The organism is Mesorhizobium prunaredense (genome assembly GCF_900156895.1).
In the GTDB taxonomy this organism is placed as follows: Bacteria; Pseudomonadota; Alphaproteobacteria; order Rhizobiales; family Rhizobiaceae; genus Mesorhizobium; species Mesorhizobium prunaredense.
On record NZ_FTPD01000013.1, the window covers coordinates 280,031 to 294,974 of the forward strand.

Here is a 14,944-nt window from a genome sequence, read left to right on the forward strand (position 1 = left end):
CCGCGACCCCACCCGGCCCTTCGGGCCACCCTCCCCTCAAGGGGGAGGGAACGTCGGCGCAAGGGAGAAATAGCATGACCGACCCCGCCGAAATTCTTGGCCTTCCCAAACCTGCCTGGGCGGCGGACGAGGTCGGCATGCTCTACGACATGGCGCACCGCTTCATGTCGGAAGAGATCGCGCCGCGCTATGACGAGTTCGAGAAGAACGAGATGGTCGACCGCGAGTGCTGGCTGAAGGCAGGCGCGGCCGGTCTGCTCTGTGCCTCGATGCCGGAGGAATATGGCGGTTCGGGCGGGACGTTCGCGCATGAGAGCGCCATCATCGAGGCGATCGGCCATGTCGGCGTCGACGGTTTCGGCATCGGCCTGCACAATTCGATCGTCGCCCCTTACATCCTCCACTACGGCTCGGAGGAGCAGAAGAAGAAGTGGCTGCCGAAACTGGCGACCGGCGAGCTGATCGGCGCCATCGCCATGACCGAGCCCGGCGCCGGCTCCGACCTGCAAGGCGTCAAGACGCGCGCCGAGAAGGACGGCAACCAATACAAGGTCAACGGCTCGAAGACCTTCATAACCAACGGCCAGCTCGCCAACTTCATCATAATCGTCACCAAGACCGACCCGGAGAAGGGCGCCAAGGGCACCTCGCTGATCGTCGTCGAGACCGACGAGGTGGAAGGGTTCGAGCGCGGCCGCAACCTCGACAAGATCGGGCTCAAGGCCAACGACACGTCGGAACTGTTCTTCAACGATATGCGCGTGCCGACTTCCAATCTGCTCGGCCACGAGGAAGGCCAGGGCTTCGTTCAGTTGATGCAGCAATTGCCGCAGGAGCGGCTGCAGATCGGCACTGGCGCCATCGCCATGGTCGAACGGGCGCTGGCGTTGACGATCGACTACGTCAAGGAGCGCAAGGCCTTCGGCAAGGCGATTATCGATTTCCAGAACACCCAGTTCAAGCTGGCCGAACTGAAGACCGAAGCGACCATCGGCCGGGTCTTCTACAATGACTGCGTCGCCCGCCATATCGATGGTGGTCTCGACCCGGTGACGGCCTCGATGGCCAAATACTGGCTGTCCGACCTGCAGGGAAAAGTCGTCGACGAATGCCTTCAATTGCATGGCGGCTATGGCTACATGAATGAGTATCCGATCGCCCGCATGTTCCGCGACGCCCGCGTCCAGCGCATCTACGGCGGCACCAACGAGATCATGAAATTGCTGATCGGGCGCTCTCTCTGAGAGACTTTCAGCAAACCAAGGAGCAGGAAAATGGCCGAAGCTTATGTCTATGACGCCGTGCGCACGCCGCGCGGCAGGGGCAAGAAGGATGGCTCGCTGCACGAGGTGCCGGCGGTGCGGCTCGGCGCCAAGGTGCTTGAGGCGATCCGTGACCGCAATGGGCTGGACACCGGCACCGTCGACGACATCATCTTCGGCTGCGTCGATCCGGTCGGCGAGGCGGGTTCTGTCATTCCGCGCGCCGCCGCCTTCGAGGCCGGTTACGACACGAAAGCGCCTGGCATGCAGATTTCGCGTTTCTGCGCCTCTGGCCTGGACGCCATCAATTTCGGCGCCGCCAAGATCGCGCAAGGCGCCGACGAGATCGTCATCGCCGGCGGCGTCGAATCGATGTCGCGAGTAGGCATGGGCGCATCCGGCGGCGCCTGGTTCATGGACCCCTCGGTCGGCCTGCCGGGCTGGTTCGTGCCGCAAGGCATCTCGGCCGATCTGATCGCCACGAAGTACGGCTTTTCGCGCGACGACGTCGACGCCTATGCGGTCGAAAGCCAGAAGCGCGCCGCCAACGCCTGGGGCGAAGGCCGCTTCAAGAATTCGGTGATCTCGATCAAGGACCAGAACGGCCTGACCATCCTCGACCACGATGAGCACATGCGGCCTTCGACCGATATGCAATCGCTGGCGGCCCTTAACCCGTCTTTCGTCATGCCCGGCGAAATGGGCGGCTTCGATGCCGTCGCGGTGCAGAAGCATCCCGAGGTGGAGGAGGTCAATCACGTCCACCACGCCGGCAATTCGTCCGGCATCGTCGACGGCGCGGCGGCCGTTCTGCTCGGCTCGAAGAAGGCTGGAAAGTCGCTCGACCTGAAGCCGCGCGCTCGCATCCGCGCATTCGCCAATATCGGTTCGGAACCGGTGCTGATGCTGACCGGTCCGGTCGACGTGACCGAGAAGCTGCTGAAGCGTGCCAGGATGAAGCTGTCGGACATCGATCTGTTCGAGCTCAACGAGGCGTTCGCCTCGGTGGTGCTGCGCTACATGCAGGCTTTCGACATTTCGCACGACAGGATCAACGTCAATGGCGGCGCCATCGCCATGGGCCATCCGCTCGGCGCAACCGGTGCGATGATCTTCGGAACGGTGCTGGACGAACTGGAGCGCCGCGACCTGAACACCGCGCTGGTGACGCTCTGCATCGGCGCCGGCATGGGCACCGCAACGATCATCGAACGCGTCTGACGGGAGAGAGACCGATGAGCTACACCAATTTCACGTTCGACATCGACAACGATGGCATCGCGCTGGTCACCTGGGACATGCCCGACCGCTCGATGAACGTCTTCACCGAAGAGGCGATGCTGGAGCTGAATGCCATCGTCGACAAGGTGGCGAGCGACGCGTCGATAAAGGGGGCGGTGATCACCTCCGGCAAGGACACGTTCTCCGGCGGTGCAGACATCACCATGCTGCAGAAGATGCTGTCGAAGTTCGCAGCCGATAAAGCCAAGGACCTGGACAAGGCGACCAAGGTATTGTTCGACAATGCCGGCTACATGACCGGCCTGTTCCGCAAGCTGGAGACCTCAGGCAAGCCGTGGGTATCGGCGATTAACGGCACCTGCATGGGCGGCGCGTTCGAGCTGTCGCTCGCTTGCCATGGCCGTGTCGCGGCCGATTCCGACAAGGTCAAGATGGCGCTCCCCGAAGTGAAGATCGGCATCTTCCCGGGTGCCGGCGGCACCCAGCGCGTGCCGCGGCTGACCGACCAGCAGCAGGCGCTGCAGATGCTGACTTCCGGTCAGACGCTGTCGCCGCAGAAGGCCAAGTCGATGGGGCTGATCCATCAGATTGCCGAACCGACGAAGCTGGTCGAAACCGCCAAAGCCATGATCAAAAATGGCTTGAAGCCGGTGGCGCCGTGGGACGAGAAGGCCTTCAAGCTGCCCGGCGGCCCGGTCTATTCGGTGGCCGGCGCCAATCTGTGGCCACCGGCAATCGCCATCCTGCGTCGCGAGACCTATGGCAACTATCCGGCTGCCGCGGCCATCCTGAAATGCGTCTATGAAGGCCTGCTGGTGCCGTTCGACACCGGCTTGCGCATCGAGCAGCGTTATTTCACCGAGATCATGCAGACCAGGGAAGCGGCGGCGATGATCCGCTCGCTGTTCGTGTCGCTGCAGGAACTGAACAAGGGCGCGCGTCGTCCGGCCGGCGTGCCGGAAACCAAGTTCAAGAAGATCGGCGTGCTCGGCGCCGGCTTCATGGGCGCCGGCATCGCCTATGTCACGGCCAAGGCCGGCATTCCAGTGGTGCTGCTCGACCGCGACATGGACGCTGCGGCCAAGGGCAAGGCGCATTCGGACAGCCTGATCTCGGATCAGATCAGGAAGGGCCGCGCCAAGCCGGAGGACAAGGACAGGCTGCTGTCGCTGATCACGCCGACGGCGGACTATGCCGACCTCACAGGCTGCGACCTGGTGGTCGAGGCGGTGTTCGAGGATTCGGGCGTCAAGAAGGACGCCACCGAAAAGGCGGAGGCCGTGCTGAAGCCGGCGGCGGTCTTTGCGTCGAACACGTCCACCATACCAATCACCTCGCTTGCGAAGAATTCGGCGCGGCCAAAGAATTTCATCGGTATCCATTTCTTCTCGCCGGTCGACAAGATGATGCTGGTCGAGATCATTTTGGGCAAGAAGACGGGTGACAAGGCGCTGGCCACCGCGATCGACTTCGTCCGCGCCATAAAGAAGACGCCGATCGTCGTCAACGACACGCGCGGCTTCTATGTCAACCGCTGCGTGCTGCGCTACATGTCGGAAGCCTACAAGATGCTCATCGAGGGCGTTCCGGCGCCAATGATCGAGAATGCGGCGAAGGCCGCCGGCATGCCGGTCGGTCCTTTGGCGCTGACGGACGAAACGGCGATCGACCTCGCGCAGAAGATCATGAAGCAGACCATGCGCGATCTCGGCGACAAGGCGGTCGACCCGAAGCAGATGGCGCTGATCAACACGCTGGTCGACACGCATGGCCGCTTCGGCCGCAAGAACGGCAAGGGTTTCTACGACTATCCGCAAAAGCCTGCCAAGAAGAAGCTGTGGCCGGGCCTGAAGGATCTCTATCCGCAGTTGCCGCCTGAAAAGGTCGACTATGAGGAACTGAAGCAGCGGCTCCTGGTCACCATCGCGTTGGAGGCGGCGCGGGTGATGGAGGAGGGCATCGTCACCGATCCGCGCGAGGCCGATGTCGGCTCGATCCTCGCCTTCGGCTTCGCGCCCTTTACCGGCGGCGTGCTGTCCTACATCGACGGCATCGGCGCAAAAAAATTCGTCAAGATCGCCAAGGGTCTTCGGAAGAAGAACGGCGGCGAGTTCAAAGCGCCGAAGCTCCTGCTCGACATGGCAGAGAAGGGCGAGACTTTCTACGAACGCTTCGATCCTTATGCCAGGAGCGAGGCCAGGAAGGCGGCGTGACGCCGCCTTCGGTGGTGGACAAAATCACGGCCAGCGGTTAGAACGGAGAAGGTATTTTTTCCTGTTCTGAAGGAGAGCAAAGTGCTCTCGCATGACCGCGTATGGGCCGCAATCGATGCTCTCGCCGAGCGCTATTCGCTCTCGGCCTCGGGGCTGGCGAAACGCGCGGGCCTCGATTCGACCGCCTTCAACAAGTCGAAGCGGCTGTCCTCGGACGGGCGGCCGCGCTGGCCGTCGACCGAGTCGCTGGCCAAGATCATCGAGGCGACCGGCGCCTCGCTCGACGAATTCACCGGACTGGTCGAAGGCCGGGGCGAGACCGTTCCCGGATCTCTGCCGGCACAGAAATCTTCGGTGCCGCTGCTCGGCTTCGCCCAGGCCGGCGCCGGCGGCTTCTTCGACGATGCCGGCTTTCCCGTGGGGCAGGGCTGGGACCTGATCGAGCTTCCGGCACGGGCGACCGAAACCTCCTATGCGCTGCAGGTCCAGGGCGATTCCATGTTGCCGCTCTACCGCAATGGTGACGTGCTGATCGTCGAGCCGGGCGCCGCCACCCGCAAGGGCGACCGCGTCGTCGTCAAGACCAATGCCGGCGAGGTGATGGCCAAGGTGCTGGACCGTCAGACGGCGAAGTCGATCATGCTGGTCTCGCTCAATCCCGATCACCCGGATCGCGACATCCCGATGCGCGATGTCGAATGGGTGGCGCGGATTGTCTGGGCAAGCCAGTAGGGGCCGCCGGTGCGTCCGCTTCATGCAGCCGCCGCGGTGTTGACGATCCTGGCAATGGGGGCCGCGATTGCCGCAGGTGGCCGCGCCGTGCTGCAAGGCGAAAATGGGCGTGTCGCGGCTCGGGCGCAGGCCGGCATCGCGACGCAATCCGAAGCGCCTGCTACATCTGCAATTCCGCGACCCAAGGTGGCACGGCCGGAGGTGTATTCCAGGGCCATCGATCCCGAAGTCGTCGCCCCGCTGCAGCTTCAGCCCGAAGAGCTTGAACGGGTCGAGCCGCGCGCGCCGTTGAGTGAGCTGGCGCTGGCCGGACCGCCCAAGCCGCCCAAAACGAAAATGCCCGACGACTGGAACGGGACAAAACTGTTCCAGCCGGTTGCATCGGCCGCCGGTGTGATCGAGGCCAAGGGCTATTCCGTCGCGATTTCCGGCGTCGACATCGTCAGGCAGGACGAAACTTGCTCCGACGGCGGCAAGTCCTGGACGTGTGGCACCCGGGCGCGAACGGCGTTCCGTGCCTTCCTGCGCGGTCGGGCGGTGATCTGCACGGTGCCACCCGAGGGCGGCCGCGACCTGATCACCGCCGAATGCCGCGTTGGCAACCAGGATGTCGGCCAGTGGTTGATCGAAAACGGCTGGGCGCGCGCCGCCAAGGGTGGCCCTTATGTCGAGGCCGGCGAGAAGGCGCGTATGGCGAGGAAGGGCATTTTCGGGCCGGCGCCCAGTCTCTCCGGCCTGCCTCCGGCGCCAGCCCCTTTTGCGGCCACAGCGCAGCCGACGCAGCCGATTCTCGAACCGTCGGCGGCGGCTAGGCCGCCAACAGAGACGACGGCTACGCCGCCAACTGACCAGCCAGCGCCTTCTGAATGAGCGCGCGGGTTTCTGCGATGCCGTAGAGCGCGGCGAAGGAACCGAAGCGCGGGCCGCGCTCCTGTCCGATCAAAACCTGGTAGATCATCTGGAAGAAGGCGACGGAGACGCCCGGCCCGCCTTCCGGGCTTTGCTTCGAATGGTCCTGATAGCGCTCGATCTTGCGCGCGACGTTGAGGGCGACATTCTGGATCGCCTCGCCATCGGCATCTGGCGGCAATGCGGCGAGCGCTTCGGACAGTTTCGTCAGCGCCTCGCGCTCGACCGGGTCGGCGGCCCGGTACACCTTGGCCGGCTTCACGAAATCGTCGAAATAGCGGATCGCATATTCGGCCAGCCGGTCGAGCTCGGGATGGGTCTTCGGCGTCACGCCCGATGTGTGGCGCAAAATGAACCCCCACAGCACGTCCTTGTTCTGGGCGTTCGAGGCGCTGACCAGATTGAGCAGCAGCGCGAACGACACCGGCAGGTCGACGACAGGCGGGTTGCCGTCATGCATGTGCCAGACGGGATTTCCCAGCCGCTCCTTCCACGCCTGCCCGCGATAGGCGGACAGAAAGGCGTAATACTCGTCCACCGCCTTCGGAATGACGTCGAAATAGAGCTTCTTGGCCTGCCTCGGCCGCTGGTACATGTAGAGCTCGAGGCTTTCGGTCGGCGCGTAGGTCAGCCACTCGTCTATGGTCAGCCCGTTGCCTTTCGACTTCGAAATCTTCTGGCCGTTCTCGTCCAGGAACAGCTCATAGACGAAATGCTCGGGCGCGCGCCCGCCCAGGATATTGCAGATACGGTCGTAGATCACCGCATTCGTCTGGTGGTCTTTGCCGAACATTTCGAAATCGACGCCGAGCGCGGCCCAGCGCATGCCGAAATCCGGCTTCCATTGCAGCTTTACCCTGCCGCCGGTTATGGGCAGCGTGGTTTCGGTGCCGTCATCGTCGAAGGTGATAGTGCCGGCCCTGGCGTCGACATGCTTCATGGGGACGTAAAGCACGCGGCCACTTTTGGGAGAAATCGGCAGGAACGGACTGTAGGTCGCCTGACGCTCCTCTCCGAGCGTCGGCAGCATCACGTCCATGATTTTGTCGAAACGTTCGGCAGCGCGCAGCAGAACGTCGTCGAAACGGCCTGCCTTGTAGTATTCCGTCGCGCTGGCGAACTCGTAGTCGAAGCCGAACGTGTCCAGGAAACGGCAAAGCATTGCGTTGTTGTGGTCTGCGAAGCTCGCATAGTCGCCGCCAAAAGGATTGGGGACGGACGAGAGCGGCTTGTGCAGGTGCGCCTCGAGCGCGGCGCGATCGGGGACGTTGTCCGGAATCTTGCGCATGCCGTCCATGTCGTCGGAAAAGCACAAGATCTTGGTCTTGACCGTGTCCCGGGTGAGGACGCGGAAGGCGTGGCGCACCATCGAGGTGCGTGCGACCTCGCCGAAAGTACCGATGTGCGGCAGCCCCGACGGACCGTAGCCGGTCTCAAACAGGACGGTCTCGGGATAGTCAGTGCCTTTGTAGCGCTCGACGATCTTCCTGGCTTCCTCGAACGGCCACGCCTTGCTTTCGGCCGCTGCCGCAAGCACCTCGGGATTGAGATCGATGATGTTTGATCCCGCCATGTCACTGTTTTCCAACTTATTCGCCGGCATCACCGCAAAAAGGGGCCGGATGATTTTTTCAACCGGTCTCTAGGCGTGCCTGCCGTGGGCGTCAACGATCGCGGCTCTTTTTCCTTGCGGCGCCGATGCCTCGTTCCTAACTTCGGAGCCCGTTTGAGGAGTTTTTAAAATGTCGTTGCCGCCGCATGAAGCCCTGATCTATCTGATGGTCATCACCTCCGCGTCCGACCGGGACATGACCGATGTCGAGCTGGCGCGGATTGGCGACGTCGTCCGCTCATGGCCGGTGTTCGAGGACTTCGACCACGACCGGCTGGTCGGCGTCGCCCAGGACTGCCAGAAGCTGCTGCACGAAAAGGACGGGTTGGAAGGCGTTTTGGCGCGCGTCGCTGAAGCACTGCCCGAGCGCCTGCTTGACACCGCCTATGCCGCAGCCTTCGAGGTTGCGGCCGTCGACCTCGAAATGCGCCTGGAGGAGGTGAGGGTGCTGCAGCTTATCCGTCGCCAGCTCGATCTCGACACGCTCACCGTCGCCGCCATCGCCCGTGCTGCCAAGGCTCGCCTGCGCACGCTGACCTAAAGCGCTGTTCTCAAATGAAACGCCTCAACTATCAGGAAGGAACGTGGTTCCTTGTCCCCCTGAGAAGCGGTGGCTATGCCGTAGGCCTCGTTGTTCGAATGGCGCCCAAAGGGCAGATAATATTGGCATATTTCTTCGGCCCGAGACTCGATAGCGTCCCCACCCTTGACGAAATACGCGGATTTCAGCCGAACGACTCGGTGGGATGTCTGCGCGTTGGTGACCTGGGACTCGTCAATGGCGATTGGCGAATTCTTGGAAGATCGCAGGATTGGGATGGCAGCCACTGGCCCGTGCCCCAGTTTGTCAGACGGGACGAGCTTTCGAAGCGCAGTTGGTTAGTCACGTACTCTGATTTTGACCCCAGTGTGGTCGAGAAGGAGGAGCCTTTTCGATCCGATCAGGTGCTGGAGCGTGATGCCCTGCATGGATACGGAGCGATAGAACTCTTACTCACAAAAGTGATCGAAACTCGCTGAACATTCCTCGTTTCAAGTGATCAGAAAAAACTGACCGGGCCGGATCAGAAAAAGCTGACCGGGAAATAGCGCAGATAAAATTCGGCAAAGATGCCCTTCACCGAAATCTCCTGCAGTGCGTAGTCGAACGCTGCGGTCAGCGCTGGATCGTTGGCCCTAGTGGCGATGGCCATACCCGACCCCAGATATTCGGGCGCCAGATAAGGACCGCCGGCAAAGCGGCAGCAGGCTGCGGCATTCGAACTGCCCAGCCAGAAGGCGAAGCGCATGCCGTCGCCGAAGCCGGCGTCGACCTTGCCGGCCTTGAGATTATCGTAGAGCTCTTCCAGCTGCGCGAAGGGAACGACCTGAACGGTGCCGAAGTAATCGCGCAGCATCCGCTCATGCGCGGAGCCTGCGACCACGCCGACGCGCTTGCCGCGCAGTCTGTCGAAGATAGGTTCCGTGAGCGCCTTTGTCTTCTGCATGATGAAGCGCGCCGGAAACTGCAGGTAGGAACGCGAGAAAGCATGTTTCGACCGCGACTCCGGCGTGGCGGCAATGCCGGCAATGATCGCTTCGCCTTCGCCCTTCTGCAGCGCCCCTTCGAGCTCGGCCCAAGGCAGCGCCTGGATCTGGCATTTTTCGGCGATGTCGAGTTCGGCGCAGATCGCGCGCGCCAGATCGACGTGGAAGCCGGACAAGCGGCCCGCCCCGTCGAGGAAGTTGAACGGCGGGAAATCGGTGGTGGTCAGGAATCTCAGACGCGGCAGCGCGGACAGGTCAGGCTTCGGCAGCCGCTCCTTGGCATCCCATAGCACCGGCACTTGCGGCTCCGCGGCACGCGCTCCCGTGAGCCACTGTGCCCCGGTGATTGTCAGCATCAAGACGATGGTCATCCACCGAATTGCCACGATCGAGCTCCGCCCTGTCCTGTCCAATGTGGCTTTTGGTACGAAAATGCCACAGGCACAACGGTTTTTGATTTCATCACGCCGATTTAGGGTTATGCTTCAGCGAGCTTGCAAACATGTGTGGCGGTCGGCTGGAGGGTAGCCGCAAGCCGCTGCAGACAGAGGGGAGCAGGTTTGTAATCCGGGGTCGAGGGCAAAGTGCGGGTCAAGCACTGGGCCGTTGATCTCAACGCGGGAAGGCAACATGGGGTAGATGTTGCGATGGGCCATTTCGATCGCACGCTGGAATTCATCGATCAGCTGCAGCACGCCGATACGGCGGCGGCGGTCTGCCAAAAACTGCTTGGCATAACCTCGGAGTTCGGACTGACGGCGCTGATGGCCGGGACGGTTCCGCAACCGGGCACGCCAAGAGGCCAGCAAAAGGACCATGTGCTGCTTTGCGAGTGGCCGGGAGAATGGCTGGAGCGCTATGTGGCGCGCAATTATGTCGACCATGACCCGGTCGTCAGCCACATGAAGCAGCTGCAGGCCCCATTCCAGTGGCGGGAAGCGTCTCAGGCCATTCGCATCGACGAGAGCAGCGGCGAAGTGATGGGCGACGCCGGCGAATTCAAGCTGCGCGACGGATTGGCCTTCCCGCTGATCACGCTCGATGGCCAGATCGTCATGGTGTCGCTGGGCGGCGAGGCCGTCGAATTGTCGGGCGCCGATTTTGGGCTGGTGTCGCTGGTGGCGACCTATGCGATTGGCCGCGCCATGCAGATCCACACGATGGCGGCCAAGAACATCGACCACGTCGAACTGACGCCGCGTGAGCGCGAATGCATGCAATGGGCCGCCGTCGGCAAGTCCGAATGGGAGATTTCACAGATTCTCGGCATTTCGGAACACACGTCGGAGAAACACCTTCTTAACGCCAAAAGCAAACTCGGTGCCGTCAACCGGGTGCAGGCGGTCGCGGAAGCGATAAGGCGCGGCTATATTAGCTAGCTCGGCCGTGCCGGCCTAGAAATTCTTGCCTACGTGATCGCGTAATTTCCTCGGGACAGCCCGGCCGTATCTTCCTATTGAACCTAGGAGACGGCAGATGCTTTTTTCCCTTACCACACAGGAACTTATGGAACGTCCCGACCTTTGGGAGGCCGTTCATCGTTTACGCTACAAGATTTTCGTCGAGGAGATGGGGTGGACCGATCTGCAGCGCCCCGACGGCCTTGAGATCGATCAGTTCGACCATGACGAGGCGGTGCATCAACTCGTCATCCGCAATGGCGAGCTCGCCGGTTATCAGCGGATGTTGCCGACAACGCGTGCGCATCTTCTGACCGAGGTGCTGGCGGACCTCTATGAAGGGACGCCGCCATCCGGGCCGAACGTCTGGGAACTGACCCGCTATGCGGTGGCGCCGGGCTTTCGTGACGGCAAGCGCGGCGTCTCGACGGTCGGCACCGAGCTCATTGCCGGCTTCGTCGAGTGGGGGCTGAAGCGGAACGTCAACCAGGTGATCATCGAGTTCGAACCGATGTGGGTCCTGCGGGCGCTGCAGTTGCACTTCCTGGCGAAGCCGCTTGGCTACCAGCGCACCTATGGCAACCAGCAGGTCGTTGCCACACTGCTCACCTTCAACGAGCACACGCTTGAGGTGGTGCGGTCGCGTCGCAGTCATTTCGCGCCGGTGCTGGCCAGGGGATATCCCGACAGGCTCGGAATGAGGCAAGCCTCGTGAGAATTGGAGACAGCCATGAACATCCACCCGCAAACAGAGTTCCGCAATCATACGTTGATCGTCACGGTGTCGTCGGATGACGGCCGGCCGGTGCTGGACGGGCGAGCCTATGAAAGCCTGGCCAGGATTTTTCACGAAGCCGCAATCGACGATGATGTGCGCGTCGTGGTGCTGCGCGGCCTCGCCGGCTGCTTCTGCCTCGGCGGCGATTTCTCCGAGTTCCTCGACGCCACCAAGCATCAACGGTTGATCGCCGCCGTCACCGACATGTTCCGCACGTTGGCGACGTTCCCCAAACCGGTCCTTGCCTGTGTCGACGGCGACGCCGTCGGTGTCGGTTGCACCATCCTGTTCCATTGCGACATGGTGATGGCAACTCACGAAAGCACATTCCGGGTGCCGTTCGTCGATTTCGGCCTGGTGCCGGACGCGGCGACCAGCATCCTGGCGCCGCAGAAACTCGGTTATGCCGGCGCTTTCCGCTTCTTCTGCCTCGGCGACACGCTCAGTGCCGCGGACGCCAGGATGCTTGGCCTGGTCACGGAGATCGTGGTGGGCAATGTCGAGGAGGCCGCACTTGGCAGAGCCAGGCAACTCGCCAAGAAGCCGGTTGCCGCACTGTTGCAGACGCGCGACCTGCTCAAGGGCGACACAGGCGCACTCTGCGATCGCATCGACCAGGAGATTTCACTGTTTCAGCAGGCTTTGCAGGACGATACCACGCTGCGGCGGCTGCAGCGGATTGCCCGGCTGGCGGCATGAGAAGTCATTCGGCAGAATGACGGGAACATCCGGAATCGTGCCGCGCGTCCTTGGGGGCGCGCGGCAGCGCTTCAGGCCTGTCTTCCCAGGAACGAAGGCCCTTCCCCGATGATCTTCTTGTCTTCCTTGCCGATGGCGTCGAGATCGCGGCCGTCATAGGGAAGCGACAACAGGATGCGCCGGATGATGGCAAGTCGCGCGCGCCGCTTGTCGTTTGCCTGTATGATGATCCAGGGCGCGAATTCCTTATGCGTGCGTTCGAACATGAGATCGCGCGCCTTGGTGTAATCGTCCCATTTGGAGATGCCGGCAATGTCGATCGGCGAGAATTTCCAGTTCTTCAAAGGACTCCAGCGGCGATCGTGAAACCGCTCAAGCTGTGTTTCCCGACCGATGTTCAGCCAGAATTTGAAGAAATGGATGCCCTCGTTGCAGATCATCCGTTCAAAATATGGCGTCTCGTCCAGGAATTTCTGATGCTGCTCCGGCGTGCAGAAGCCCATGACCGGCTCGACGCCGGCGCGATTGTACCAGGAGCGGTCGAAGGTGACGAACTCGCCGGATGTCGGAAAGTGCGCGACATAGCGCTGGAAGTACCATTGCCCGATTTCGGTTGGGCTAGGCTTGGTCAGCGCCACGTTGCGCGCTGTCCTGGGGTTCATGTACTGGCGCAGTGCGAAGATTGTGCCGCCCTTGCCGGCGGCATCGCGTCCTTCGAACAGCGACATCACTCGCTTGCCTGTCGATTGCAGCCATGCCTGCGCCTTGACCAGCTCGATCTGCAGCCGCTCGAGCGTCTCGTCATACTCGTCGCTTTTCATTTTCTTGTCGTAGGGGTAGCCGCCTGCGGTCAGCTTGTTGTCTTCGACCCAGTCAGGAAGCTTGGGATCCTCGATGTTGAACTCGCGCTCCTTGCCGTCGATGCGGATCTTGAGCGGACCTGGAACGGGCGCGGCGGCATTTTCCCTAGGGTTTTTCATCGAGACGAACCTTTCCAGCTTCCGGACTCATGCTATTGGAGCCTTACTGCATCGGCCCGAAAATCGGAATCGATTTTCGAAAGGAACTATGCAGCAGATTTAGTGATAGCGCCGGTCAGCGGGAAGTTTCCAACCGGCCGGTCGGGCTGGGGACGGAGGCACAGTGCGCGCGAATGGCCGACAATAGCTGACAATGGCTGACAATGACTGATATGGGCGGCGCAGAACAGCGAAGCACGGCGCAAGCCGTCGCCACCCGGTTGTGGAACAGCCGCTGGCTGCTTGCGGCCGGCATCGTCGCGGTCTTGACGGTCTATGGTTTCGCAGACATGTCCTTGTATGTTGTGCTGCTGGTATGTGCTGGGCTGCTACTCGCTGCCGCGATGCTGCCGGCCGGTGTAGCGCGCCACTCCGCGGAGGATGCCGCGGCGATCGAGGCTGGCGGGCTACAACAGCTGTCGGGAGAATATCTGGCGGCCGCCGTTGCAGATCCGCTGATCATCTTCGATCGCACCGCCACGATCGTCCATGCCAACGCCGCCGCCCTCGCCGCGTTCGGTGGCATCGCACCGGGCATGTCGCTGTCGCTCAAATTCCGCGCGCCCGAGATGCAGGCCTTGCTGGACAGTATTTTGTCGGGCGCAGCCGCTTCGGATGTCGTCGATTATACCGAAAAGCTGCCGGTCGAACGGGCCTATCGGGTGAGTGCATCTTCCGTCGGCCACGACACCGACCTCTATGTGCTGGTCTTCAAGGACCAGAGCGAGGCGCGCCGCATCGACCGGATGCGGGCCGACTTCATCGCCAATGCCAGCCATGAACTGCGCACCCCGCTCGCCTCGATCTCCGGTTTCATCGAGACGCTGCGCGGCCCGGCCCGCAACGACCCGGCGGCGCGTGAGCAGTTCCTGCAGATCATGCACAACCAGACCGGCCGCATGGCGCGCCTGATCGACGACCTGCTGTCGCTGTCGCGGCTGGAGATGAAACCCTATCTGAAGCCGGGAACCGAGGTCGATCTCCGCCAGACCCTCGACAGCGTTATCGATTCGCTGGGTCCGCTTGCCCGGGAAAACAGCGTTGCCATCGAGCGGGATTTCGCGAAAGGACCACTCAATGTGCCGGGGGATCGCGATGAACTTTTCCAGGTTTTCGAAAATCTGCTGGAAAACGCCTGCAAATATGGACAGTCGGGTGGACGTGTCGTGGTGACGATTGCCCACAGCGATGACGGTCCCGAACCGGGCATCGACGTCACCATCCGGGACTTCGGTCCCGGCATTCCCGAGGAGCACATCCCGCGCATCACCGAACGCTTCTACCGCGTCGATGTCGAAAACAGCCGGACCCAGAAGGGCACCGGCCTTGGCCTTTCCATCGTCAAGCATATCCTGACGCGCCACAACGCCAGACTCTCGATCAAGTCGGAGGTCGGCAACGGCGCAGCTTTCACGGTTTATTTGCCGGCGCACTGACGCCTCACTATCTAAGAAAGCGCCGGCCCGAAAACCGGAAGACTCTAGGATAGCCGGATGCGTGGATATAGGACTTTGGAGCCTACTCTGTGGCCAAGTGGACGCACGTCGCTCT

At 62.1% G+C, this 14,944-nt stretch carries 14 protein-coding genes; 11 read left to right on the forward strand and 3 right to left on the reverse strand.

What is annotated here, in order from left to right:
* Positions 1-74: 74 nt before the first annotated feature.
* The 5 genes from BQ8794_RS12150 to BQ8794_RS12170 all read left to right on the forward strand — a co-directional run bounded on the left by BQ8794_RS12150 (position 75) and on the right by BQ8794_RS12170 (position 6,319).
* A complete protein-coding gene (locus BQ8794_RS12150; RefSeq protein ID WP_077377376.1) occupies positions 75-1,244 on the forward strand; it encodes an acyl-CoA dehydrogenase family protein in 1,170 nt (389 codons plus the stop codon).
* A gap of 30 nt (positions 1,245-1,274) precedes the next feature.
* Positions 1,275-2,483, forward strand: a complete 1,209-nt coding sequence (locus BQ8794_RS12155) for an acetyl-CoA C-acetyltransferase (protein ID WP_077377379.1) — start codon at positions 1,275-1,277, stop codon at positions 2,481-2,483.
* A 14-nt stretch (positions 2,484-2,497) separates the two neighbouring features.
* The gene (locus tag BQ8794_RS12160; RefSeq protein ID WP_077377382.1) at positions 2,498-4,717 is read left to right on the forward strand and encodes a 3-hydroxyacyl-CoA dehydrogenase NAD-binding domain-containing protein; all 2,220 of its coding nucleotides are present in this window, start codon (positions 2,498-2,500) and stop codon (positions 4,715-4,717) included.
* Between the two features lie 81 nt (positions 4,718-4,798).
* Positions 4,799-5,449 carry a S24 family peptidase gene (locus BQ8794_RS12165; protein ID WP_077377385.1) on the forward strand — a complete coding sequence of 217 codons (651 nt, stop codon included), beginning with the start codon at positions 4,799-4,801 and terminating at the stop codon, positions 5,447-5,449.
* A gap of 9 nt (positions 5,450-5,458) precedes the next feature.
* Positions 5,459-6,319: a thermonuclease family protein gene (locus BQ8794_RS12170; protein ID WP_077377388.1), complete on the forward strand. Its 861-nt coding sequence runs from the start codon at positions 5,459-5,461 to the stop codon at positions 6,317-6,319.
* On the opposite strand, the gene BQ8794_RS12175 is transcribed toward BQ8794_RS12170, so the two are convergent.
* The gene (locus tag BQ8794_RS12175) at positions 6,282-7,931 is read right to left on the reverse strand and encodes a lysine--tRNA ligase (RefSeq protein ID WP_077377391.1); all 1,650 of its coding nucleotides are present in this window, start codon (positions 7,929-7,931) and stop codon (positions 6,282-6,284) included. The genes BQ8794_RS12170 and BQ8794_RS12175 overlap by 38 nt on opposite strands.
* Positions 7,932-8,100: 169 nt before the next feature.
* Here BQ8794_RS12175 and BQ8794_RS12180 point away from each other — a divergent pair, with 169 nt between their 5' ends.
* Complete coding sequence (locus tag BQ8794_RS12180) at positions 8,101-8,511, forward strand: tellurite resistance TerB family protein (protein WP_167378712.1); 411 nt, start codon at positions 8,101-8,103, stop codon at positions 8,509-8,511.
* Positions 8,512-8,525: 14 nt separating this feature from the next.
* A complete protein-coding gene (locus BQ8794_RS12185) occupies positions 8,526-8,990 on the forward strand; it encodes an Imm26 family immunity protein (RefSeq protein WP_077377394.1) in 465 nt (154 codons plus the stop codon).
* Positions 8,991-9,034: 44 nt separating this feature from the next.
* Here BQ8794_RS12185 and BQ8794_RS12190 read toward each other — a convergent pair whose 3' ends face one another.
* On the reverse strand, positions 9,035-9,853 hold the full coding sequence (locus BQ8794_RS12190) for an ABC transporter substrate-binding protein (protein WP_167378718.1): 819 nt from the start codon (positions 9,851-9,853) through the stop codon (positions 9,035-9,037).
* Between the two features lie 291 nt (positions 9,854-10,144).
* Between BQ8794_RS12190 and BQ8794_RS12195 the strand changes: the two genes are divergently transcribed.
* From BQ8794_RS12195 to BQ8794_RS12205, 3 genes are all read left to right on the forward strand, one after another.
* The gene (locus BQ8794_RS12195; protein ID WP_077377400.1) at positions 10,145-10,876 is read left to right on the forward strand and encodes a helix-turn-helix transcriptional regulator; all 732 of its coding nucleotides are present in this window, start codon (positions 10,145-10,147) and stop codon (positions 10,874-10,876) included.
* 97 nt (positions 10,877-10,973) lie between these two features.
* The gene (locus tag BQ8794_RS12200) at positions 10,974-11,612 is read left to right on the forward strand and encodes an acyl-homoserine-lactone synthase (RefSeq protein ID WP_077377404.1); all 639 of its coding nucleotides are present in this window, start codon (positions 10,974-10,976) and stop codon (positions 11,610-11,612) included.
* Positions 11,613-11,627: 15 nt separating this feature from the next.
* Positions 11,628-12,374, forward strand: coding sequence for an enoyl-CoA hydratase-related protein (locus tag BQ8794_RS12205; protein WP_077377407.1), 747 nt, complete (start codon positions 11,628-11,630; stop codon positions 12,372-12,374).
* 71 nt (positions 12,375-12,445) lie between these two features.
* On the opposite strand, the gene ppk2 is transcribed toward BQ8794_RS12205, so the two are convergent.
* Positions 12,446-13,354 carry a polyphosphate kinase 2 gene (gene ppk2, locus BQ8794_RS12210; protein ID WP_077377410.1) on the reverse strand — a complete coding sequence of 303 codons (909 nt, stop codon included), beginning with the start codon at positions 13,352-13,354 and terminating at the stop codon, positions 12,446-12,448.
* 203 nt (positions 13,355-13,557) lie between these two features.
* On the opposite strand from ppk2, the gene BQ8794_RS12215 reads away from it, so the two are divergent.
* Positions 13,558-14,829, forward strand: coding sequence for a sensor histidine kinase (locus BQ8794_RS12215; protein ID WP_077377412.1), 1,272 nt, complete (start codon positions 13,558-13,560; stop codon positions 14,827-14,829).
* Positions 14,830-14,944 lie beyond the last annotated feature (115 nt).